Origin of the sequence: Mesorhizobium temperatum (assembly GCF_002284575.1) — a bacterium.
Classification (GTDB): domain Bacteria; phylum Pseudomonadota; class Alphaproteobacteria; order Rhizobiales; family Rhizobiaceae; genus Mesorhizobium; species Mesorhizobium temperatum.
In genome coordinates this window covers 34,499-57,299 of record NZ_NPKJ01000041.1, presented here as the reverse complement: position 1 = coordinate 57,299, position 22,801 = coordinate 34,499, and the positions used below count along the sequence as shown (strand labels likewise).

25 protein-coding genes and 1 pseudogene are annotated in these 22,801 nt (G+C 61.6%); 13 read left to right on the top strand and 13 right to left on the bottom strand.

Translation table 11 applies throughout. The features are described 5' to 3' along the window. Positions 1 to 9: 9 nt before the first annotated feature. The 5 genes from queA to coaD all read right to left on the bottom strand — a co-directional run bounded on the left by queA (position 10) and on the right by coaD (position 3,218). Positions 10 to 1,104 carry a tRNA preQ1(34) S-adenosylmethionine ribosyltransferase-isomerase QueA gene (gene queA, locus CIT26_RS12255; RefSeq protein WP_095492823.1) on the bottom strand — a complete coding sequence of 365 codons (1,095 nt, stop codon included), beginning with the start codon at positions 1,102 to 1,104 and terminating at the stop codon, positions 10 to 12. A gap of 12 nt (positions 1,105 to 1,116) precedes the next feature. Further along, positions 1,117 to 1,359, bottom strand: a complete 243-nt coding sequence (locus tag CIT26_RS12250) for a hypothetical protein (RefSeq protein WP_095492822.1) — start codon at positions 1,357 to 1,359, stop codon at positions 1,117 to 1,119. Between the two features lie 151 nt (positions 1,360 to 1,510). Continuing rightward, on the bottom strand, positions 1,511 to 2,023 hold the full coding sequence (locus CIT26_RS12245) for a peptidylprolyl isomerase (protein ID WP_095492821.1): 513 nt from the start codon (positions 2,021 to 2,023) through the stop codon (positions 1,511 to 1,513). A gap of 28 nt (positions 2,024 to 2,051) precedes the next feature. After that, on the bottom strand, positions 2,052 to 2,642 hold the full coding sequence (locus tag CIT26_RS12240) for a peptidylprolyl isomerase (RefSeq protein ID WP_095492820.1): 591 nt from the start codon (positions 2,640 to 2,642) through the stop codon (positions 2,052 to 2,054). A 75-nt stretch (positions 2,643 to 2,717) separates the two neighbouring features. Further along, positions 2,718 to 3,218 (bottom strand): pantetheine-phosphate adenylyltransferase, encoded by a 501-nt coding sequence (coaD, locus tag CIT26_RS12235; protein ID WP_095492819.1) that lies wholly within the window; start codon positions 3,216 to 3,218, stop codon positions 2,718 to 2,720. Between the two features lie 299 nt (positions 3,219 to 3,517). Here coaD and CIT26_RS12230 point away from each other — a divergent pair, with 299 nt between their 5' ends. Further along, on the top strand, positions 3,518 to 3,670 hold the full coding sequence (locus CIT26_RS12230) for a hypothetical protein (protein ID WP_095485300.1): 153 nt from the start codon (positions 3,518 to 3,520) through the stop codon (positions 3,668 to 3,670). Between the two features lie 55 nt (positions 3,671 to 3,725). On the opposite strand, the gene gyrA is transcribed toward CIT26_RS12230, so the two are convergent. Further along, positions 3,726 to 6,536: a DNA gyrase subunit A gene (gyrA, locus tag CIT26_RS12225; protein WP_095492818.1), complete on the bottom strand. Its 2,811-nt coding sequence runs from the start codon at positions 6,534 to 6,536 to the stop codon at positions 3,726 to 3,728. Positions 6,537 to 6,727: 191 nt separating this feature from the next. Continuing rightward, complete coding sequence (locus CIT26_RS12220) at positions 6,728 to 7,582, bottom strand: AraC family transcriptional regulator (protein WP_095492817.1); 855 nt, start codon at positions 7,580 to 7,582, stop codon at positions 6,728 to 6,730. A gap of 103 nt (positions 7,583 to 7,685) precedes the next feature. On the opposite strand from CIT26_RS12220, the gene CIT26_RS12215 reads away from it, so the two are divergent. Together CIT26_RS12215 and CIT26_RS12210 are read left to right on the top strand one after the other, a co-directional pair. Beyond that, a complete protein-coding gene (locus tag CIT26_RS12215; RefSeq protein WP_095492816.1) occupies positions 7,686 to 8,222 on the top strand; it encodes a hypothetical protein in 537 nt (178 codons plus the stop codon). A gap of 78 nt (positions 8,223 to 8,300) precedes the next feature. Further along, entirely contained in the window at positions 8,301 to 8,933 is a 633-nt protein-coding gene (locus CIT26_RS12210) for a MarC family protein (protein ID WP_095492815.1), read from the top strand. 180 nt (positions 8,934 to 9,113) lie between these two features. Here CIT26_RS12210 and CIT26_RS12205 read toward each other — a convergent pair whose 3' ends face one another. Further along, on the bottom strand, positions 9,114 to 10,004 hold the full coding sequence (locus tag CIT26_RS12205; protein ID WP_095492814.1) for an ankyrin repeat domain-containing protein: 891 nt from the start codon (positions 10,002 to 10,004) through the stop codon (positions 9,114 to 9,116). Positions 10,005 to 10,244: 240 nt separating this feature from the next. Between CIT26_RS12205 and CIT26_RS12200 the strand changes: the two are divergent. Then, positions 10,245 to 10,958: pseudogene (locus CIT26_RS12200) on the top strand (IS5 family transposase); the annotation flags it as partial. 2 nt (positions 10,959 to 10,960) lie between these two features. Here CIT26_RS12200 and CIT26_RS35840 read toward each other — a convergent pair. The 3 genes from CIT26_RS35840 to CIT26_RS12190 form a co-directional block, all read right to left on the bottom strand. After that, entirely contained in the window at positions 10,961 to 11,707 is a 747-nt protein-coding gene (locus tag CIT26_RS35840) for a hypothetical protein (protein WP_143747833.1), read from the bottom strand. 71 nt (positions 11,708 to 11,778) lie between these two features. After that, positions 11,779 to 12,204, bottom strand: coding sequence for an OsmC family protein (locus tag CIT26_RS12195; protein ID WP_095492813.1), 426 nt, complete (start codon positions 12,202 to 12,204; stop codon positions 11,779 to 11,781). 132 nt (positions 12,205 to 12,336) lie between these two features. Then, positions 12,337 to 12,855: a single-stranded DNA-binding protein gene (locus tag CIT26_RS12190; protein ID WP_095492812.1), complete on the bottom strand. Its 519-nt coding sequence runs from the start codon at positions 12,853 to 12,855 to the stop codon at positions 12,337 to 12,339. A 219-nt stretch (positions 12,856 to 13,074) separates the two neighbouring features. Here CIT26_RS12190 and CIT26_RS12185 point away from each other — a divergent pair, with 219 nt between their 5' ends. The 9 genes from CIT26_RS12185 (at position 13,075) to CIT26_RS12145 (ending at position 21,655) form a co-directional block, all read left to right on the top strand. Further along, entirely contained in the window at positions 13,075 to 13,464 is a 390-nt protein-coding gene (locus CIT26_RS12185; RefSeq protein WP_095492811.1) for a cupin domain-containing protein, read from the top strand. A 92-nt stretch (positions 13,465 to 13,556) separates the two neighbouring features. Then, positions 13,557 to 13,871, top strand: coding sequence for an ArsR/SmtB family transcription factor (locus CIT26_RS12180; RefSeq protein WP_095492810.1), 315 nt, complete (start codon positions 13,557 to 13,559; stop codon positions 13,869 to 13,871). Next, positions 13,868 to 14,362, top strand: a complete 495-nt coding sequence (locus CIT26_RS12175) for an SRPBCC family protein (protein ID WP_095492809.1) — start codon at positions 13,868 to 13,870, stop codon at positions 14,360 to 14,362. Before CIT26_RS12180 ends, CIT26_RS12175 begins: the two co-directional genes overlap by 4 nt. A gap of 21 nt (positions 14,363 to 14,383) precedes the next feature. Then, a complete protein-coding gene (locus CIT26_RS12170; protein WP_095492808.1) occupies positions 14,384 to 14,989 on the top strand; it encodes an ATP-dependent Clp protease proteolytic subunit in 606 nt (201 codons plus the stop codon). Positions 14,990 to 15,085: 96 nt separating this feature from the next. Continuing rightward, on the top strand, positions 15,086 to 15,376 hold the full coding sequence (locus CIT26_RS12165; protein WP_095492807.1) for a hypothetical protein: 291 nt from the start codon (positions 15,086 to 15,088) through the stop codon (positions 15,374 to 15,376). A 769-nt stretch (positions 15,377 to 16,145) separates the two neighbouring features. Further along, positions 16,146 to 19,067, top strand: a complete 2,922-nt coding sequence (gene uvrA / locus CIT26_RS12160; RefSeq protein ID WP_095492806.1) for an excinuclease ABC subunit UvrA — start codon at positions 16,146 to 16,148, stop codon at positions 19,065 to 19,067. Positions 19,068 to 19,101: 34 nt separating this feature from the next. Continuing rightward, entirely contained in the window at positions 19,102 to 19,572 is a 471-nt protein-coding gene (locus CIT26_RS12155) for a GNAT family N-acetyltransferase (protein WP_095492805.1), read from the top strand. Between the two features lie 28 nt (positions 19,573 to 19,600). Then, positions 19,601 to 20,407, top strand: a complete 807-nt coding sequence (locus CIT26_RS12150) for a DUF72 domain-containing protein (protein WP_095492804.1) — start codon at positions 19,601 to 19,603, stop codon at positions 20,405 to 20,407. Positions 20,408 to 20,503: 96 nt separating this feature from the next. Beyond that, positions 20,504 to 21,655 carry a GGDEF domain-containing protein gene (locus CIT26_RS12145; protein WP_095492803.1) on the top strand — a complete coding sequence of 384 codons (1,152 nt, stop codon included), beginning with the start codon at positions 20,504 to 20,506 and terminating at the stop codon, positions 21,653 to 21,655. Positions 21,656 to 21,697: 42 nt separating this feature from the next. Here the strand turns inward: CIT26_RS12145 and CIT26_RS12140 are convergent, their stop codons facing one another. After that, entirely contained in the window at positions 21,698 to 21,874 is a 177-nt protein-coding gene (locus CIT26_RS12140; RefSeq protein WP_084831419.1) for a hypothetical protein, read from the bottom strand. Between the two features lie 214 nt (positions 21,875 to 22,088). Then, the gene (gene urtE / locus CIT26_RS12135) at positions 22,089 to 22,784 is read right to left on the bottom strand and encodes an urea ABC transporter ATP-binding subunit UrtE (protein ID WP_006202038.1); all 696 of its coding nucleotides are present in this window, start codon (positions 22,782 to 22,784) and stop codon (positions 22,089 to 22,091) included. Positions 22,785 to 22,801: the final 17 nt, after the last annotated feature.

Sequence of the window (22,801 nt, the reverse complement as noted above, 5' to 3'; positions counted from 1 at the left end):
TTCCTTGTTCTATACCGGGGCGCGTCCATCGTTCTCCTCCTTGAACAGCAGACTTGCGTCTCCGTAGGAATAGAACCTGTAGCGGTTCTCGATGGCATGCGCATAGGCCGCACGCATTGTTTCCAAACCGCAAAACGCCGAAACCAGCATGAACAGCGTCGAACGCGGCAGATGGAAATTGGTCATCAGCATGTCGGCGGCCTTGAAACGATAACCGGGCGTGATGAAGATGTCGGTCGGACCCGACCATCCGGCCAATGTGCCGTCCTCCCGCGTGGCGCTCTCCAGCAGGCGCAGCGACGTCGTACCGACGGCGATGATGCGCCCGCCGCGGGCCTTCGCCGCGTTGAGCGCCTCGGCGGTTTCCGGGCTGACAGAACCGATCTCGGCATGCATCTTGTGGTCGGCGGTGTCGTCGACTTTCACCGGCAGGAACGTGCCGGCGCCGACATGCAGGGTGACGAAGCGCCGCTCGACGCCCTTGGCATCGAGAGCGGCGAAAAGCTCGGGCGTGAAATGCAGGCCGGCAGTGGGTGCCGCCACAGCCCCCTCCTCCCTGGCATAGATGGTCTGGTAGTCGCTGCGGTCGCGTTCGTCGTCGTCGCGTTTCGAAGCGATGTAAGGCGGCAGCGGAATGTGGCCGACGGCGTGCAGCGCCTCGTCGAGGGATGGACCTGAGAGGTCAAAACCAAGCAAAGCCTCGCCGGCCTCGCCCTTCTCGATCACCGTGGCATCGAGCTGGCCAAGAAAGCAGGAATTGGCGTCATGGCCGAAATGGATGCGGTCGCCAACGGCGATGCGCTTGCCCGGCCGCATGAAAGCCAGCCAGCGGTCGGGAGCCACCCGCATGTGCAGCGTGGCTTCGACCTGCGCCGCTGCTTCGCCGCGCCGCCTGATGCCTTTCAGCTGCGCCGGGATGACCTTGGTATCGTTGAAGACCAGCACGTCACCGGTCTCGAGCAGGGACGGCAGCTCGCGCACCGTCCGGTCCTCAAGTCCCTCACCCGGCCTGACAACCAGCATTTTGGAACTGTCGCGCGGTTCCGCCGGTCGAAGCGCGATGCGCTCCTCCGGCAGATCAAAGTCGAATAGATCGACGCGCAAGAAAACCCCGCCTCAAAATTCCGGGCAGGTCACCGCCCAGGCGCCAACACCGTCGATGCTCAGCGTGCCGCCCATTGCGAAATTGGACTGTTCGCTGGCCTTGACCAGTCGCAATTTGGCTACGATCGAGCTGATGCCCTCATCGGTGAGATCGATCGCCATGTGCTGGTCGTCCTCGAATGCCTGTCCGACGATGACTTTCGTCGAACCCGGCTGACCGTCGGTGGTCCAGTTCCTGCCGCCGGCATCAGCCATACGCGCGCAACCGCGATGACGGCAGTGTGCCCCATCAGGACGTCGATCGATGCCGCGTCGCCTTCAGCGCTGCAAACAATCGATTCTGTAGCCAGCGCCGGAGTAGCCGCCGCGACAAGCATCAGAGTGATCGCCGCGACAGCCCGGTAGGTCATTTTACGTCGGCCGCCACCTTCAGCGACACGATCTTGTCAGGATCCGGCACCGGCTCGCCGCGCTTGATCTTGTCGACATTGTCCATGCCTTCGATGACCTGGCCCCAGACCGTGTATTGGCGGTTGAGGAAGGCGGCATCGTCGAAGCAGATGAAGAACTGCGAGTTGGCCGAGTTCGGGTTCTGCGAGCGTGCCATCGAGCAGGTGCCGCGGCCGTGATTGGCGTTGGAGAACTCCGCCTTCAGGTCGGGCTTGTCGGAGCCGCCCGTGCCGGCGCGCGACGGTGCGAAAGTGGGCTTGCTGGAATTGCCGAATTTCACGTCCCCGGTCTGCGCCATGAAGCCGTCGATGACGCGGTGGAACACCACGCCGTCATAAGCGCCTTCGCGCGCCAGTTCCTTGATACGGCCGACATGGCCGGGTGCCAGATCGGGAAACAGTTCGATGACGACCTTGCCCTTGGTCGTTTCCATAATGAGCGCGTTCTCGCGGTCCTTGATCTCGGCCATGTCAGAATATCCTTTGAAACAAATGGGTTTACTTGCCGTCGGCGGCAATGCGCACCTTGATCATGCGATCGGGACCGGTGACGACCCCGTTCTGCGCCTCGTCGCCTTTCTTTATCTGGTCCACCAACTCCATGCCTTTCTCGACATTACCGACGATAGTGTACTGGCCATCGAGCGGCGGCGCCGGCGCGAACATGATGAAGAACTGCGAATTGGCAGAATCCGGGTCCTGCGAGCGGGCCATACCGACCACGCCGCGCTCATAACGCTCGGACGTCGAGAATTCGGCCGGCAGGTCGGGAAGATCGGAACCGCCGGTACCGACAGCGTCGGCGTTAAAGCCGTTCTTCATGTTGCCGAACTTCACGTCGCCGGTCTGCGCCATGAAGCCGTCGATGACGCGGTGGAAAGCGACGTTGTCGTAAGCGCCCTGACGCACCAGCTTCTTGATCTGCTCGACATGCTTCGGCGCGAGATCGGGTCTGAGCGCGATGGTCACGTCGCCGCCCTTCAGCGTGATGATCATGGTGTTTTCCGGATCGGCGGCGAAGGCCGAAACAGACGCAGCCACAAGACCGAAAACAACGACAAAGCAGGTGGCGAGCCTTTTGAGCGGCATGGATATTTCTCCGAAAACCTTTGTTTCATGCATGTCGTTGTCCCAAAACCGGGTTCCACGTTTAGGCGACATGCATCATTTCGCGAATTTGGTGGTGAGCGCGCCGGCCACGGCCGCCGGCACGAAGGGGCGGATGTCGCCTCCCATCGAGGCTATCTGACGGACAAGTGTGGCGGTAATGGTTCGCACCGAGGGGCTGGCGGGCAGAAAAACCGTCTGCAATTCCGGCGCCATGGTCTCGTTCATGCCGGCCATCTGCATCTCGTAGTCGAGATCGGTGCCGTCGCGCAGGCCGCGGATCATGATCGAGGCGCCCTGCTTCCTGGCCGCGTCGATGACCAGCCCGTCGAAAGCGACAACCTTGATGCGCGCCCCGTCGCGGCCGAATTCGGCCTTCGTCGCCGCTTCGATGAGGCCGACCCGTTCCTCGAACGAAAACAGCGGCTTTTTGCCGGGATGAACGCCGATCGCCGCATAGACGGTGTCCGCCACGGCCAGCGACGCCTTCAGCACATCGAGATGGCCGTTGGTCAGCGGGTCGAAGGAGCCGGCATAAAGGGCGATGCGTTCGGTCATGGCAGGGTGCTTCTAGCGAGCCTCTCTCGCAAAGGCAATCCGATCAGCGAGCCGCCAATGCATGTCGCCCAAAAGTGCGCAGCGGTTTTGGGACAACGACATGCACCCAGACAGGGACTCGAAGCGCATCGGCTGAGCCACGTCAATCGCGATGCGCTTTGAGTGAACCTTTTGGCCGAGATGAACGACCAATGAATGGGCCGATCACGAAGGCTTCACGCAGCGTTCACCAGGTTGCAGCTTCAGAAGATGAAACCAAAACCCCATTTAATCGTTGCTAGGTGCAGGAGAACACGCACATGCTGATCTACATGCTCGCCGCCGCAATGACCGTCGCCATGCTGATAGCCACCGTATTCGGGCTGCATCAGGAAGCAGGGCGTGTCCGCGCCAAGGCCAATACCAAACGGTTCGAAGGCTTCGGTATCCGCAAGCCTTATCGCCACTTCTGAACCGGCCGCTATCCGTTGACACGCCGGCCGATTGTGCCGGCATTGGCCATCAAGTCTACTCGGCGCTATTGTCCGGGCCAGCGCCCTCAGCACCGGTATCCAGAGTTGCGTCGCCCTCGACACTCTCTTCGGCTTCCTCGTCCGATTGCGGTTCCGATATCCGCTCCACCGAAACGACCTTCTCGCCGTCAGCCGTGTTGAAGATGGTCACGCCCTTGGTGGCGCGGCTGGCGAAACGAATGCCATTGACCGGCACGCGGATGACGGTGCCGCCGTCCGAGACAAGCATGATCTGGTCGTCATTGCCGACCGGGAAAGTCGCCACCAGGCGGCCGATCTCAGCCACTTTCGACACATCGGTGGCGCGGATGCCCTTGCCGCCGCGCCCTGTGAGGCGGAAATCATAGGACGACGAACGCTTGCCGTAGCCATATTCCGTCACCGTCAGCACGAACTGCTCGTGTGCCTTGAGGAATTCGTAGCGCTCGTCGGAAAGCTCCGTCTCCTCGCCGACCTCCTCATTGGTGAGCTGGATGTCTTCGTCCTCGCCCGCCGCAATGCCGGCGGCGAGCCGCCTTTCGGCCGCCACCCGCCTGAGATAGGCGGCGCGCTCGGCCGGCGGCGCCTCTACATGCTCGATCACCGCCATCGAGATTACCCGGTCGGTGGCAGCCATGGCGATGCCGCGCACGCCGACCGAATTGCGACTCTGGAAGACCCGCACGTCGCTGACCGAGAAGCGGATGCACTGGCCGGAGCTTGCGGTCAGAAGCACGTCGTCGTTGTCAGTGCAGGTCTCGACACCGAGAATCTCGTCGCCTTCCTCTTCCAGCTTCATGGCGATCTTGCCGTTGCGGTTGACCTGGACGAAGTCCGAAAGCTTGTTGCGGCGCACCGTGCCGCGCGTCGTGGCGAACATCACGTCGAGCTCGCCCCAGCTGGTCTCGTCCTCGGGCAGCGGCATGATGGTGGTGATGCGTTCGCCCTGCTCCAGCGGCAGCATGTTGATCAGCGCCTTGCCGCGTGACTGCGGGTTGCCGATCGGCAGGCGCCAGACCTTTTCCTTGTAGACGATGCCACGCGAGGAGAAGAACAGCACCGGCGTGTGCGTGTTGGCGACGAACAGCCGGGTGACGAAATCCTCTTCCTTGGTCGACATGCCGGAGCGGCCCTTGCCGCCGCGGCGCTGCGCCCGGTAGAGCGACAACGGCACACGCTTGATGTAGCCGGAATGGCTGACCGTCACGACCATGTCCTCGCGCTGGATCAGGTCCTCGTCTTCCATATCAGCCCCGCCCTCGGAGAGTTCGGTGCGGCGCGGCGTGCCGAACTCGTCGCGCACGGCGGCAAGCTCGTCCTTGACGATCTGCTGAATGCGGGCTCGGGACGACAGGATGTCCAGGTAATCCTTGATCTCGTCGCCGATCGTGTTCAACTCGTCGGCGATTTCGTCGCGGCCGAGCGCGGTCAGCCGCTGCAGGCGCAGTTCGAGGATGGCGCGGGCCTGTTCCTCGGACAGATTGTAGGTGCCGTCCTCATTGATGCGGTGGCGCGGATCGTCGATCAGCAGGATCAGCGATTCGACGTCGCCCGAGGGCCAGCGCCGCTCCATCAACTGCTCGCGCGCCGTCTGCGGGTCCGGCGCGGTGCGGATCAGCTTTATCACCTCGTCAATGTTGGCGACGGCAATGGCAAGGCCGACCAGCACATGGGCGCGGTCGCGCGCCTTGCGCAGCAGGAATTTCGTGCGCCGGCTGATTACGTCCTCGCGGAAGGCGACGAACGCCTTCAGCATGTCGGTCAGCGTCAGCAATTCCGGCTTGCCGCCGTTCAGCGCCACCATATTGGCGCCGAACGACGTCTGCAGCGGCGTAAAGCGATAGAGCTGGTTGAGGATGACGTCGGCAACCGCGTCGCGCTTCAGTTCGATAACGACGCGGTAGCCTTGGCGGTCGCTCTCGTCGCGGATGTCGGAAATGCCCTCGATGCGCTTGTCGCGCACCAGCTCGGCCATCTTTTCGATCATCGACGACTTGTTCACCTGGTAGGGAACCTCGGTGATGACGATCGATTCACGGTCGTTGCCGCGCGCCTCTACATTGACGCGGCCGCGCATGACGATGGAGCCGCGGCCGGTCGAATAGGCGCTGTAGATGCCGGAGCGGCCGAGCACGATGCCGCCGGTCGGGAAATCCGGCCCCGGAATGATCTCCATCAGCGCCGGCAGATCGATCGCCGGATTGTCGATGAGGGCGATGGCGCCGTTGCAGACCTCGCCCAGATTGTGCGGCGGGATGTTGGTGGCCATGCCGACGGCGATACCGCCGGAGCCGTTGACCAACAGGTTGGGAAAGCGCGCCGGCAGGACCTTCGGTTCGCTGCCCGACGCATCATAAGTGTCCTGGAAATCGACGGTGTCCTTGTCAATGTCTTCCAGCAGCTCATGCGCGACCTTGGTCAGCCGCGATTCGGTGTAACGCATCGCTGCCGGCGGATCGCCGTCGATCGAGCCGAAATTGCCCTGCCCGTCGATCAGCGGCACGCGCAGCGACCAATCCTGCGCCATGCGCACCAAGGCGTCGTAGATCGAGGCGTCGCCATGCGGATGGTATTTACCCATCACGTCGGCGACCGGGCGCGCCGACTTCACATATTTGCGGTTCCAGTGGTAGCCGCTCTCATGGGCGGCATAGAGGATGCGGCGATGCACCGGCTTCAGCCCGTCGCGCACGTCGGGCAGCGCACGGCTGACGATCACGCTCATGGCGTAATCGAGATAGGAGCGCTGCATCTCCTCGATGATGGATATCGGCTCGATGCCAGTCGGGCCGCCGTCGGCGCCGCGCGGTGTCTTCTGGTCGGTCAAATCAGGTCACAATCTAATCGGGAATCACTCGGTGCTTATATAGGAAGCCGGGTCGAAACTCCAACGTCCGCGGTAGTTTTCCAGTGTCGATTTTTGTGGTGATTTCAAAAGGATATCACTGATTGCGACGATATGGCCGAGGTGCTTTTTCGTGGCTGTCGCGGCAAAGCTCATTGTCAGGCCAATTTGCTTCACAAAGCCGGAACGGCAGATGTGTCCGGCGCTTTATCGCCTCGCTGCCGGAGCCGGTAAGTGCCGGGCGCCTCTCCCATCACGCGCCGGAAACGACGGTTGAAGGTCGACAAATCGTTGAACCCCGCCTCGAAGGCGATCGTCGAGATCGCCTCGTCCGACATGCGCAGCCGCACCGCCGCCCTGTGCAGCCGGGTTTTCAGCAGGAACTGGTAGGGCGTCATGCCCGCGACGTGTCGGAAGCTGCGCAGGAAATGGTAGGGGCTGGTCGCCGTCTCGCTTGCAAGCTCGGCAAGCGAGACCGGCCGGTCGGCATCCTTCTCGATGCGCCGTACCGCCTCCGCGACACGTTTCTGGTCGCGGCGGCTCGGCACCCGGGCAGCAGGCGTGACGCCGGAGGCGACTGCTGCGCCGGCAATCCGCAAACCGAGTTCCTCGAACGCCTCGATGTCGGCCGTCTCGCGTGCGGCTTCCGCCTCGGCCAGCAGCGGTGCCAGCGCCGGCAACGGCGGCAGCCGCGGCGTCTCGAACGCCAGCTTCTTCGTGCCCGGCGTGTCGGCGACGATCTGTTCCATATAGGCCGGGCTGAAATGATAGGAGATGCAGCGGTCGCCGGCCCCATGCTCGTGCCCACACTCGTAGCAGGTGCCAGGGTTGCCGAGCAGAAGCGCGCCCGGCGTCAGCATCGCCGTGCCCTGGCGTGCGCGGTAGCGGAAGGTGCCGTTAGTCACCACGGCGACGCAGAAGTTGCGATGCTCTTCCTCGAACGGGCGATCAGCGACGCCGGCAGTGCAGACCACGTCTGACACCTGCCAGCCTTTTCCGGACGCCAGTGTATGCACGCTCGTCGTCATGGCCGAAACATAGCAATTTTTCCCAAGCGCAAGAAGCCTGGCGCGGCGTATTCATCCCATTCTCCTGACAAGATGGGGCTCCTGACAAGAAGAGACCACAACCATGTTCAATTCATCCTCCTTTGCCGAAACCCTGCACAGTGACGGGCCTGTGGGGGAGCTGGCAGAAAAACTGAACCTTTACGGCCGCTTCGTCGGCGCCTGGACGTTCGATGCCACGCGCCATCTCGAAGACGGCCAAGTGCTGACCGGGCGTGGCGAGGTGCATTTCGGCTGGGTGCTCGAGGGCCGCGCGATCCAGGACGTATGGATCCTGCCCGCGCGGAACACTGGCGCACAGAGTTCCCTCGGCAAATGGACCTTCTATGGCACGACACTGCGCGTCTATGACCCCGGCGTCGACGGCTGGCATATCTTCTGGAGCGATCCGCGTACCCAATATTACAGCCGCCAGCTCGGCCGCGCCGAGGGCGACACCATCGTCCAGCAAGGCGCTGACGGCACCGGCGCTTCGGTGCGCTGGAGTTTTTCCCGCATCACCGAAAATTCGTTCCGCTGGCTGGGCGAACGCTCGCAGGACGACGGCGCGACCTGGCGGCTCGAAGTCGAGTTCCTGGCGCGGCGCGTCGCCAGCACCTGACCTGCACGGTTTCCCCTGACGCCGCTTTGCTCTACCAATGCTGGGGTCTCGGGCACGGCCCGGCGGGGAGGGTCAGAGATGCCGAGCTTCGACAGCCTGTTCAACGCCTTCGTCACCATTCTCGTGACCATCGACCCGCCCGGCCTGGCGCCGCTCTTCCTCGCCGTGACACGCGGCATGAACCGCGAGGAGCGCAACCAGGTTTCCGTGCGCGCCTCGATCATCGCTTTCCTGGTGATGGCGCTATTTGCAATCGCCGGCGCATCGATCCTGTCGGTGTTCGGCATCACGCTGCCGGCGTTCCGCGTCGCCGGCGGATTCCTGCTGTTCTTCATCGCCTTCGAAATGGTGTTCGAGCGCCGGCAGGACCGCAAGGAGAAGATCGGCGACGTCGCTATCACCAAGGATATGATCCACAACATCGCCGCATTTCCGCTGGCGATCCCGCTGATCGCCGGTCCGGGCGCGATTTCGGCGACCGTCCTGCTGTCCGGCGCTTTTCCAGGTTTTGGCGCGCAGGCAGCCCTTGTCGGCATCATCGCGATCTGCCTTGTGATCACTTACCTGGTATTCGTGCTGGCCGAGCGCATCGACCGTATCCTCGGCCAGACCGGCCGCTCGATCCTGACACGGCTGCTCGGCGTCATCCTGGCGGCACTCGCCGTGCAGTTCGTCGCCGACGGCATCAAGGCGCTGATGGCGGCTCCCTGAACCGACGAACAACAACGCGTTTAGTTTAGGGTGTGTACTCATAAACGACGACCAGTCGATGAACGATGACCGGCTAGCCCGTTTCATTGGCTCCCCATGCCCTTTGCTCAATTGCCCCTTAGGATCACCAAAGGTGGCTATTGAGCAAACTAGCCGACGCAGGTCCGAGAGATCATCGATTTAGGGCAGCGGGATCGGCTTTTCACTGAGTGTGCGCAAGTACGCGATCAGATCGGCCCGTTCGGTCTCGTCCGGGACACCAGGCGTCTCCATCTTAACGCCCGGCGTGGTGAGCATGGGCCCGAACAGATATCTGTTCAGGTCCTCGTACGTCCATACACCCTTCCAGCTCAGCAAGGCGTCGGAGTAACGCATATCTGCCATAGATGCCTTGTCGCGGCCGACGACGCTCCACAAGTTCGGTCCTATTTTGTTCCCTCCCTTTGGCTCGGCGTTGTGGCAAGGGTCACACACCCGGGTAAAATAGGTTCGGCCTTTCTCGACATCGGCAGAAGCCAACTTCATCGAGATCGGGGCTGGTGTTGGCAAGACGACGCCGTGCGACATGAGATAGTCGGCAACTTCGCGTTGCCCCCCGCGTTTTGCCAGATGGAGTGGTGTCTTGCCGTCCATTGACTTCGCATTCACGTCTGCGCCGGCCTCGACCAGTGCCTTCACGCAGTCGAGACAACCGAGAGTAACGGCGACATGAAGGGCGAATTCGCCGCCACGGTCGGAATTTGGATCTGCGTCCCGCTCCAGCAACAGATTTAACAGATCGATCTTGCCTATCCCCACAGCCGCCGTCAGCGGGGGACCCCAAGTTGTCTGGGCGTTGACGTCCGCACCACGTTCTATGAGCAGTTTTGCCGCTTCGATGTGGCCCATCCAGACCGCAAAATAGAGCGGCGTTGCGTTTCCATCACTCTCATCTATGCCGGCGCCTGCATCGAGCGCCGCCGTGATCGCCGCGACATCGCCCTTCATGGCGGCGTCGTGAATGTCGGCGGCATGCGATACAATCGGGATGTGTACAAGCAGCAGTGGAATGAAGAGCAAGAACACGCGCATTTGGCATCTCCCACGGCAAACCGCAGTAAGCGTCACGCTTTCAAGACGGCAAAAGTATACCGCGAATGCCTGATCGTAACCACGCCGATGGCAATCGATGGCTCAATGAATGGTGGCAGTCCTTGAAAGAATGAAAGTTTTCAGGAAGACCGGCCTACCATACTCGGTCGACCCGACTTGCCGATCGGATGACCATATCTGGAGGCGGAGCCGACATTTGAATGTGGGCTTGCAGGCGTTATTCAAGCTCCGAAGGAACCTGAACATGCGATACGCCTTCCTTGCAGGCCGCGAGGCGTCCCGCGCGTGGATGACAGGCGCGTCCTGAATGGCATCTTCCGGGTCTTGAGGTCTGCAGCGCCATGGCGTGATCTGCCCAAGTGCTTGGACCATATACCACCTGTTACAATCGCTTCGTGCGTTGGCGCTGCGCGGGTGTTTGGGATCGTATCCTGACTGCCATCTCGCATCGAGACGATGCCGAGATTCAGATGATCGACAGCACGATAGGCCGCACTCACCAGCACGCGACATGCATCCAGAATGGCTCCGGCGAAGACCTTGGACGCTCCCGCGGAGGGCTGACGACCAAAATCCACGCCGTGGTCGACGCGAATGGCCTACCGCTTCACGTCTCAATCACCGGCGGTCAGCAGCATGAGAGCCTGGTCGCACGCGCTCTGCCGCGCGGCGGGATGGTTCTCCCCGACAAGGCTTACGACGCGACCGAGATACGAACATTCGTGAGTTCACGTGGAGGCTGGGCGAACATCCCGCCCCGTCGGAACCGGCGTGGTCCAATCTGCTTCAGCCCGTACCTATCGCCACCGAAACCAGGGCGAACGGTTCTTTAACCGGATCAAGCACTGTCGGTGCATCGCGACGGGCTATGGGAAACACGCCGCTAACTTCCTCGCCTTCGTTAGGCTCGCGGCCATCCGGCTCTGGCTTCGGGTTTATGAGTCCACGACCCTCAGCCGGGGCATAGGCCGGCCATTCTCGGATTTAACCCGCCCGCCCTGCAGGTCAAACCAATTGCCGCCAAGAGCCGGCCGTGCGGTTTCGGTCCAACCTGGAAAACCTTGCTTGCGTTCGAGATACCCCAATCGCTCGAGTAGCTGTGCAATGGTTGGTGCTTGTTTCACAAGGACGACAGGCAGTGATCGGGCGGTGCTGGGTGAATTAGCTAGTGCCTTTATCTGCTCAAGGTCGACTCTGGCCTCCAGGGCAATGATAGGTTCTGTCTGAGAACGCCAATGTTCGCTTTCCCACACGAGGTCGAGATAGGTTCGCAGGACATAGTTCAATGACGGAAACGAATATTCCGAATAGGTTGCGGCGATGTTGGTGCTGTGCCGAATATCATGACGAAGCCTGAAGAATGCTGGAAAACCACGATCATCGTATCCGGAGTGCCATTGCCCCTTCACCAGCCTCACCGGTTCGGCGACTCCCAGCGTCCAGAGCAATCCGGATGCTTGCTCGTAAACCGATATGAAGCTGTGACTGAAAACACGTCCCGCGCGGTACAGTTCCTTCACTTCCGTACTCTTAGCTTCGACGTAATACCCTTTTTCATCTTGCGGACCGTGCCATATCGTCCGCGAAATTATTTCGGCGACCAACAGTCGATAGAGCGATTTTTTACTTTTTCTCTCCGCTGAACGTCCGAATATAAACTTCACCAGACTAGCCAGCGACATTAATCATAAACTCCAGGCTGCAAAAATGACGATGCCTCGCGAAGTCTAAATATTCAGCCCTTATTAATCGGTTACTTCGCCGCTGTATCGACAACCTCGAAATCATGCGTGACGGTGGCGGTCTTGGCCATCATCGCCGTGGCCGAGCAGTATTTTTCGATCGACAAGTCGATCGCCCGTTTCACCTTGTCGCGCGAAAGCGCGCGGCCCTTGACGATGAAGCGCAGATGGATGCGGGTGAACACCCGCGGCTCCTTCTCCGCCCGGTCGGCGTCGAGTTCGACCACGCAGTCTTCGACCGCCTCGCGCCCCTTTTCGAGGATGTGGACTACATCATAGGCCGAGCAGCCGCCAGTGCCGAGCAGCACCAGTTCCATCGGGCTCGGCCCCGGCGTCTTGCCTTCCGGTCCGAACGCAGTCCCCAGCACCACTTTGTGACCGCTGCCGGACTCGCCGACAAAAGTGCGCTCCTCGACCCATTTGACCCGTGCTTTCATCTGATACGTCCTTTCACCGCACACCGCTCAATGCACAACGTCCCGAAAATCCAAGACAGATCTTCGGGACGCCAAATGCGTGGCCTCAAGTAGCTGGCTGTCAGCTCGCGCAGAGCCGTTCGCTCCGAGGGATCAGAACGGAATTTCGTCGTCCAGTTCGCGCGACGAACCGCCGCCACCCTTGTTGCCGCCACTGCCGCCGCGATTGAAACTCTCGCCCGGGCCGGACTGGCCGAAATCGGAACCGCGGCTGCTGCCGCCACCGGTATAGCTACCGACCTGACCGCCCTCGCCCTGCCCGCGTGCGTCGAGCATCTGCAGCTCGCCACGGAATTTCTGCAGCACGATTTCGGTCGTGTAGCGGTCATTGCCGGTCTGGTCCTGCCATTTGCGCGTCTGCAACTGGCCCTCGACATAAACCTTCGCGCCCTTCTTCAGATACTGCTCGGCGACCTTGGCGAGTTGCTCGTTGAAGATGACGACATTGTGCCACTCGGTCTTTTCCTTGCGCTCGCCGGAAGTCTTGTCGCGCCAGCTTTCCGAGGTGGCGACACGGATATTGACGACCGGCTCACCCGAATTCAAACGGCGGATTTCCGGATCCGCCCCGAGATTGCCCACCAGAATGACCTTGTTGACGCTACCCGCCATGATACTTCTCCGCGCTCATCCGAAACAAAAATTTCTGTCGCTCACCTTATAGACTGCGGACAATCCCCGCCTGCCGTGGCTGCCTTTTCCCACAAGGTTTTTGTTCTCTTTTCGTTCTAAACTCCTCAACCCTTATTGTCAAGGAATGTCAGCAACAACTAGTATCTTGGGCCTGGAAATTCCACGATATCTGGCCGCCGGGATCGAAGGTTGAACACAATGAAGACAGTTGCACATGAGGACCAGCCGCAAGAAGAGTGGCGAGCGGGAGTACAAACCCGCATGCACGTCTCGGCCCGCAACGGCGCAACTCAACTTTGCATATTTGAACAATGGGTCGAGCCCTGGGTTGGCGCCCCGACACATTGGCACCCGGTCGAGGAGGTGCTTACTGTGATCGCTGGCAAGGCCGAAATGTGGATCGATGAGGAGCGTGTCGTCTTGACTCCCGGGCAGTCCCTTGTTGTTCCCGCGCACAGGAAACATGGCTTCCGAAACGCCGGCTCCGAAACGCTTCATATCCATGCCGTGCTCGCGTCACCAATTTTCGAGGCGACGTTCGACGGGTCCCCCGAGATGGTGAGACGCTGGCTTCTAACGAGCCTGTAAAAAGCGCCCTGCCTAAAACACCGCCAGCCTAAAACACCGCCAGCCTAAAACACCACTTGCCAAACCAATAAGTGTCGACTTATGCTTCTGCCATGATCGAAGCAGAGATTTTTCGAGCGCTTTCCGACCCGACCCGACGCGCCGTCTACGAACGGCTCGCCGCCGGCGAGATGACCGTATCGGAACTGCGCAGCGGCATGACCGTGTCGCAACCGGCCGTCTCGCAGCATCTCGCCGTGCTGCGCGGCGCCGGCCTGGTGGCCGAGCGGCGAGCCGGCCGCAACGCTTATTATCGCGCCGATCCGCAAGGGCTCGACCCACTGCTTGGCTGGATCGAGCGCTACCGTGCGTTCTGGCCCGAGCGTATCGAAAGGCTCAAGGCGGTTTTGAAGGATATGGACCAATGACGGCAAAACAGCATTCGGACATGGCGGCAGATTCGATCGAGTTCGAGTGCGAGCTTCCAGAGCCGCCGGAAAAAGTATGGCGGGCGCTGACGGTGCCGGACCTACTCGCAGCCTGGATGATGCCGAACGACATCAAGCCGGAGATCGGCGGCCGCTTTGCCTTTGCTAAGGCTGATGGTCAGATCGAGTGCGAAATCCTCGACGCCGAGCCCGAACGCCTGCTGCGTTATTCCTGGCGGGAGCGGCCGGCGCCTGGCAACGCAGCGGATCCGCTTGCCAGCCCGCTGGACAACCCGATGGATAGCATTGTCACCTTCACGCTCGACCGCACCGTGTCGGGCGGCACGCATCTGCGCATCGTCCACCGCGGATTTGCGCGAGTAGCTACGCCTGCGGTTGCAGGCGCCGCTTGCCGGCTTTCGCTCAACGCACACAGCCCCAGACAGATCATAGCCGCAAACACGCCTCGCCTCTTCCTGCGCGCGGCCTGAGCGGCACAACGGAGAAAAGCGATGAGCGGTTTTGCCAACCTGGTGCCGATGGTGATCGAGCAGTCGAGCCGCGGCGAACGCGCCTTCGACATTTTTTCGCGGCTGCTGCGCGAGCGCATCGTCTTCATCAACGGTCCGATCGACGACAATGTGTCGGCGCTGGTCTGTGCCCAGCTTCTGTCGCTGGAATCCGACAATCCCGACAAGGAGATATCGCTCTACATCAACTCGCCGGGCGGCGTGGTGACCAGCGGCTTCGCCATCTACGACACGATGCAGTATATACGTAGTCCGGTATCGACCGTCTGCATGGGCTTTGCCGCCTCGATGGCCTCTTTCCTGCTGATGGCGGGCACGCCGGGCCGGCGCATCGCGCTGCCCAACACCAGCATCCTGCTGCACCAGCCGTCAGGCGGTTTCCAGGGCCAGGCCTCCGACATCCAGCGCCACGCCGAAGGCATCCTCAGGACCAAGCGGCGCATGACCGAGCTTTACGCGCACCATTGCGGTCGCACGTTCGAAGAGGTCGAACGCACGCTCGACCGCGATCATTTCATGACCGCCGAGGAGGCAAAGACCTGGGGGCTTGTCGATCATGTTTTTGACACCCGTAAAAGGGCGGCGTGAAAGATAGCCGGCTCACGAGCGACCTCGGCCAAGTCGTTCGGCAAGTTTGATCGCCACCGGCTGGCTTCGACCATGGCGCGGCGATATAGTCCGCCGATGCTCGACAAGATTTCACGCAGCCGTTTGAACCGGCTAGTCATCGGTGTTGCCGTCGCGGCCATGACTTCTGGCGCGGCGTTCGCCGAAGACAGTTCACCGCCTTTGCAGAACGGCACGCTGCCCGGTGTGACCAACGACTATCGCGTCGCCAAACCGGTTCCTGAACCCGACGATACCGTGCCCAGCAACGGTAATGGCCAGTTCAAGATCGGCGATACCGATGTCCGGATTTCCGGCAGCATAACCATCGATGTCGGCGCCGGCGCGATCAAGGCCGCCCGGCGATAGGTATGTGCAAGCCCTTCATCGCTGCCACAATCTCAAGGCAGCCCGTGCGCTTGCGGCCATCTGAAATGAACAGCCCCGCCGTTGCTTCCGCAAACGGTCGGGGCTTTTTTTGGATCTAAAATCCAAACTTGCCGGGAGTACACTGCCGGCTTTTGATTTCGGATGCTTCGCGGCGTTCAGCCGACGATCCGACTAGTAGTCTCTGATTTTAAGGGAATCGGCAGGTCACGGTTTGTCGGGCGGCGCAAACGCCTGGCCCTGGCACTTATGCCTGCCGCGGCTCCAGCGACACGTGGAGCCTCAAGGGACTGCCCGGTGGAGTCATTCCTCTGCTCTCCTTTTCTGTCCATTGCGACCGGTGTCGTCCGAAGCACATATCGCAAAAGCCTGCGGCGTCTCGCAGGCCACCTTGGGTGGCGAGGCCATCGAAAGACGGCCGGCTTCGGTTGACGTTTGGAGTCTGACTCTCTGAGGCTGAGACGTCAACCGTTGGATAGCCGATTACAAAAAATGTGATCGCTTGTGTGGCGAATCCGAAATTTGCATCCGTTTTGAGCAGCGCGGCGTCGGCCGTGGATCACGTGGGCGCTTTTGTCAGGAGCGTGTTCGGTCTTTGTTCTTTCCGCTTGCTCGCCCGCGCGAAAGACGGTTAAAGGCTCTGGTCGAGAGTTGTGGCGTCTCTCGAAAAGGTGACGAAATTACCTACATAGGGGATGGTCGGGACAACCCGCCATCCCATGAGATTCCAGATCTGAGGCGGCGACCGGCGATGGCCGACCATAAATATCTTTCCATTCGCGGCGCGCGCGAACACAATCTGAAGAATGTCGATCTCGACCTGCCGCGTGACAGCCTGATCGTCATGACCGGCCTGTCGGGGTCCGGCAAGTCGTCGCTCGCCTTCGACACCATCTATGCCGAAGGCCAGCGCCGCTATGTCGAGAGCCTGTCGGCCTATGCGCGGCAATTCCTCGAAATGATGCAGAAGCCTGACGTCGACCAGATCGACGGATTGTCGCCGGCCATCTCCATCGAACAGAAGACCACGTCGAAGAACCCACGCTCGACGGTCGGGACCGTCACCGAGATCTATGACTACATGCGGCTGCTGTTCGCACGCGTCGGCATTCCCTATTCGCCGGCCACCGGCCTGCCGATCGAGAGCCAGACGGTGTCGCAGATGGTCGACCGCGTGTTGGCGGTCGAGGAAGGCACGCGTCTGTTCATCCTGGCGCCGATGGTGCGAGGCCGCAAAGGCGAATACCGCAAGGAACTGCTGGAACTGCAGAAAAAGGGTTTTCAGCGCGTGAAGGTCGATGGTGTCTTTTACGAGATCGCCGACGTGCCGACGCTGGACAAGAAATACAAGCATGACCTCGACGTCGTCGTCGACCGCATCGTCGTGCGCGGCGATCTGGCGACGCGGCTTGCCGATTCCATCGAAACCGCGCTGAAGCTCGCCGACGGGCTGGCGGTAGCCGAATTCGCCGACCGGCCGCTCGACGCCAGCCAGACCGGCGAGGATTCGGTCAACAAGTCGAAGAACGAAACGCACGAGCGTATTCTGTTCTCGGAAAAGTTCGCCTGCCCGGTGTCCGGCTTCACCATTCCCGAGATCGAGCCGCGGCTGTTGTCCTTTAACAACCCGTTCGGCGCCTGCCCGACCTGCGACGGCCTCGGCAGCCAGCGCGCCATCGACGCCAGCCTGATCGTGCCCGACGACAATTTGTCCCTGCGTGCCGGCGCCGTCAGCCCATGGGCGAAATCGACCTCGCCCTATTACGTGCAGACGCTGGAGGCGCTGGGCAAGGCCTATGGCTTCAAGCTCGGCGACAAGTTCAGGGACCTGACGGAAGAGGCAAAGCAAGCCATCCTGCATGGCACCGGCGAGCGCGAGGTCACTTTCCAGTATGATGACGGCCTGCGCTCCTACAAGACGACGAAAACCTTCGAGGGGGTCATCCCCAATCTCGAGCGGCGCTGGAAGGAGACCGAATCGGCCTGGATGCGCGAGGAGATCGAGCGCTTCATGTCGGCCACGCCCTGCCCGGCCTGCCGCGGCTACCGGCTGAAGCCGGAAGCGCTTGCGGTGAAGATTGCCGGCAAGCATATCGGCGAGGTCACCGAGCTGTCGATCCGCAAGGCCGACCAGTGGTTCACCGAGCTCCCAGCCTCGCTCAGCGACAAGCAGAACGAAATCGCGGTGCGCGTGCTCAAGGAGATCCGCGAGCGGCTGCGCTTCCTGAACGATGTCGGGCTCGACTATCTGACGCTGTCGCGCAACTCCGGCACGCTGTCGGGCGGCGAGAGCCAGCGCATACGGCTGGCCTCGCAGATCGGCTCCGGCCTCACTGGTGTGCTCTATGTGCTGGACGAGCCGTCGATCGGCCTGCACCAGCGCGACAATGCGCGCCTGCTCGACACGCTGAAGCATCTGCGCGACATCGGCAACACGGTGATTGTCGTCGAGCATGACGAGGACGCCATCCTCCACGCCGACTATGTCGTCGACATCGGCCCGGCCGCGGGCATCCATGGCGGCCACATCATCGCGCAAGGAACGCCGCAGCAGATCATGGCCAGCCCGGCCTCGATCACCGGCAAATATCTGTCCGGCGAGCTCGAAGTGGCGACGCCGGCGGTGCGGCGCGAGGCCAAGAAGAACCGGCGCCTGAAGATCGTCGGCGCCCGCGGCAACAATCTGAAGAACGTTACCGCCGAAATCCCGCTCGGCACCTTCACCGCCGTCACCGGCGTGTCCGGCGGCGGCAAGTCGACCTTCCTGATCGAAACCTTGTTCAAAGCAGCGTCGCGCCGGATCATGGGTTCGCGCGAGCATCCGGCTGATCATGACCGCATCGAGGGCCTCGAGTTCCTCGACAAGGTCATCGATATCGATCAGTCGCCTATTGGACGGACGCCGCGCTCCAATCCAGCTACCTACACCGGCGCCTTTACGCCGATCCGCGACTGGTTCGCCGGCCTGCCGGAGTCCAAGGCGCGTGGCTATCAGCCGGGCCGCTTCTCGTTCAACGTCAAGGGCGGCCGCTGCGAGGCCTGCCAGGGCGACGGCGTCATCAAGATCGAGATGCACTTCCTGCCCGACGTCTACGTCACCTGCGACGTCTGCCATGGCAAGCGCTACAATCGCGAAACGCTCGACGTCTTGTTCAAGGGCAAGTCGATTGCCGACGTGCTCGACATGACGGTCGAGGAAGGCGTCGATTTCTTTGCCGCCGTGCCCGGCGTGCGCGACAAGCTGGAGACGCTGAAGCAGGTCGGCCTCGGCTACATCCATGTCGGCCAGCAAGCGACGACGCTGTCGGGCGGCGAGGCGCAGCGCATCAAGTTGGCCAAGGAACTGTCGCGCAAGGCGACCGGCAAGACGCTCTACATCCTCGACGAGCCGACCACCGGACTGCATTTCCACGATGTCGCCAAGCTGCTCGAAGTGCTGCACGAGCTGGTCGACCAGGGCAACACGGTGGTTGTCATCGAGCACAATCTCGAGGTGATAAAAACCGCCGACTGGGTGCTCGATCTCGGCCCCGAAGGCGGCGATGGCGGCGGCGAGCTGGTGGCGTCCGGTACGCCGGAGGATATTGTCCGCGAGAAGCGCAGTTACACCGGCCGGTTCCTGCGGGAATTGCTGGAGCGGCGGCCCGGAGGCAAGCGCGAAGCGGCGGAATGAGTGAGGACTGGCTGGCGTTTGGAAGAACCTTCAAATGAAGATCAGAAGAGCGCTTGCTAAGGATCTCGCCACAATCGTCCGGCTGACCGAAGCCGCCTATGCGCCCTACACCGCCTTGTTCGGCGCGCCGCCGATCCCGGTCACCGAGGACTATGCGCCGCGGATCGGACGCGGCGAGGTCTGGCTGCTGGAAAGCAGCGGCGAGCCGGCCGGCCTGATCGTTCTCGAACGGCATCCGGACCATACGATGATCTTCAGTGTCGCCGTCGGCCCTGCCTTCCAAGGCAAAGGTTTCGGCATCGCCCTACTCAAATGGGCGGACGAACAGACGCGCCTGTGGCATCTGCCAGAGGTGCGGCTCTACACCAACGCGAAGATGGAGCGGAACATCGCGCTCTACAAAGCCTACGGCTTTCGCGAAACGGGTCGCCGGCCCAATCCATATCGGCCAGGATGGATGGTCGTCGACATGGCCAAAGCCGTCGAGACGATCGCCATCGCCTGATCCTTTTCAGCAAACCGGGAGGACGACAATGACTCAATCAGGAACAATCCGCGCCGGCATGGGCGGCTGGACCTTCGAGCCGTGGGACACATCCTTCTATCCGGACAAACTGTCCAAGGCGAAGCAGCTGCACTATGCAACCCGGCAGGTGCCGAGCATCGAGGTCAACGGCACCTATTATTCGAGTTTCAAGGAACCGACCTTCGTCAAATGGGCTGGTGAGGCGCCGGATGGCTTCGTCTATTCGTTGAAAGGCAACCGCTTCGTCACCAACCGCCGCGTGCTCGGCGAGGCCGGCGAATCGATGATGCGTTTCCTGGGATCGGGCGTCGCCGCACTCGGCGATAAGTTCGGGCCGATCCTGTGGCAGTTCGCGCCAACAAAAAAATTCGACCCGGACGATTTCGAGGCCTTCCTCAAGCTTTTGCCTGAAAAGCAGGACGGCGTTGCGCTGCGCCATGCGGTGGAGGTGCGCAACGACAGCTTCGTCGTGCCGGAATTCGCTGCCCTGGCGCGCAAATACAAGGTGGCGATCGTCTACGCCGACCACGCCAAATATCCTGGGATCGCCGACATCACCGGCGATTTCATCTATGCCCGGTTGCAGACCGGCAGCGATGACAATCCCGACTGCTACACACCAAAGGCGCTCGACGAATGGGCGGCACGCGCAAAAACCTGGGCGGAAGGCAAGGCGCCGGCCGACCTGCCGCGCACCGATCCGTCAACCGACGCACCGGTCAAACCGCGCGATGTGTTCGTCTACTTCATCACCGAGGGCAAGGTCCGCGCGCCGTTCGGCGCCATGGCGCTGATGAAGCGCGTCACAGGCTGACGGTCTCGAATTGTGACATCTTCACCAGCATCGTAACCTTATCGATACCTCCTTGCTGCATGAATCCGCGGAGCTAGGGCAGCCGCGGGTCAGGGCATGTCGCTCGACTACCACTCACTTCTGCTGGCTGTCGGTTTTTCCGCCGCCTGCCTGAGCCTGACCTTGTTCGGCATCTGGCTGACCGCGCGAACCGAAAAGTTCCTGCTGACTTGGTCGATCAGCGCGCTGTTGATCGTCGGCGACGTTGTTATCTACGAGGACTATATCGAGACGCCTGGACGCATCCTCGGCATCGCGACGTTCGCCCTGCTCCTGGTTGGGTTCTCGACCATGCTGGGCGCGGCCTACCAGTTCAGAAGCGGCCGGTCGCCGATCCCGCTGACGGTCTTCGGAAGCTGCATCTCGATGGCCCTGGCACTGCCGCCGATGGCGCTCGGCTATGACGGGCTCGGCTTCATCTTCGAAAATTTCGTTGCCGCCCTGCTTCTGTTTGCAACGGCCTATCAGTACTGGATCGGGCGCAGCGAAGCCCCTGTCCCGATCATCGGCCTCGCCGTGCTCTACTCGACCACCGGGGTCTCCTTTGTGCTGTGTGCCATGGCGCTTGCATGGGATGGAAAGCTGGTCCTTGGACATGCGCCGAGCAACTGGGCCGAGGATCTGAGCCTCGTCGTCGTCATCGCCAGCATGACCGGCATCGGCGCCCTTTCGCTGGCACTCAACCAGGGCCGTCTGGCCCGACATCACCGTCTGGCTGCGCTGACCGATCCGCTGACCGGCCTGCTCAATCGGCGCGCCCTGTTCGATCTCAATGGCGGCGCCCCGATCGGGGCCTTCACGGCGGTGGTCGTATTCGACCTCGACGGCTTCAAGGCCATCAACGACGAATTCGGCCACGCCACAGGCGATCAGGTGCTGAAAGTGTTCGCCGAGGAACTGGTCGAGAATCTTCGCCCGACCGATGTCGCCGCGCGCATGGGCGGAGAGGAATTCGCGCTGGTTCTGCAGCGCATCCTGCCCGAAGCGGTGGAGTTTATCGCCGAGCGCATACGCACCGCCTTCGCCGCGCGTGTCATCGAGACCGAAACCCGTCCCCTGACATGTACGGTCAGCGCCGGATACGCTTTCGGCAGCAACGACGGCATGAGCTTCGACAAAGTGCTCAGCGCCGCCGACAAGGCGCTCTATGCCGCCAAACGCGGCGGTCGCAACCGCGTCGCGGCCTCGATCTTTCGACGCGCAAGCTAGCCGCTCTCGGCGGCACAGCGCATCCGCCCCTTCCGTCAGCCCTCACGCCGCCATCACGACCTCGTTGTAGGTATCGAGATCGACGTAGAAGACCTTGGTGATCTCTGCGATCAGCTCGTCGTGGTCGTATCCTTGCGATTTCAGAATGTTGATGGCGGTCATGATGTCGACGCGCTCGGTGAGCCGTCGTTTCTGGTAGTCTTCGACGTAGCGTTCCATTGGCTGCCCCTTAGCCCAAGTGCCCCAAATGCGTTGAACAAAAACAGATCGCAGGAAGGGGGCTGCTTGCACGGAACGTGCTGGCTGAGCCTGCGCCTCACCTTGATCTGTCAACGAGACTGATACGGAAAGCGGCCGACTCAACAAGGCCAAGTAAAGCCTAGCATGCAATCTTCAGCGCGCTAGGGTTGCAAGGAGGAGATTCGAAAAGAATCTAGACGGTCAGGAACTTGCGGACATCCGCCCGGTCGAGATCCTCGGCCGGGCCGGTGTGGACGATCTGCCCGCGGTCCATGATGTTGACCTCGTCCGCCAGTTCCCGGCAGAAATCGAGATACTGTTCAACCAGCAGCACGGCGATGCCGGCCTGGTCGCGCAGATAACGAATGGCGCGGCCGATATCCTTGATGATCGACGGCTGGATGCCTTCGGTCGGCTCGTCGAGCACCAGCAGTTTCGGCCGCATCACCAGTGCCCTGCCGATGGCAAGCTGCTGCTGCTGGCCGCCGGAAAGGTCGCCGCCCCGGCGGCCGAGCATCTGCTTCAGCACCGGGAACAATTCGAAGACATGGCCGGGAATGTTGCGGTCGGCGCGCTTCAATGGCGCAAAGCCCGATTCGAGGTTTTCCCGCACCGTGAGCAGCGGGAAGATCTCCCTGCCCTGCGGCACGAATGCGATGCCCGACCGGGCGCGATCATACGCCGCGCTCCGGTCGAGCGCCTTCCCCTCGAAGGCAACGCTTCCGCTCGTCAGCCGGTGGTGGCCGACGATCGATCTCATCAAACTGGTTTTGCCGACGCCGTTGCGGCCGAGCACGCAGGTGATCTTGCCCGCGCCGGCCTTCAGCGAGACGCCACGCAGCGCCTGGGCGGCGCCGTAGTGCAGCGTGGCATTGGAGACTTCGAGCATGGTCAGCGCCTTCTCCA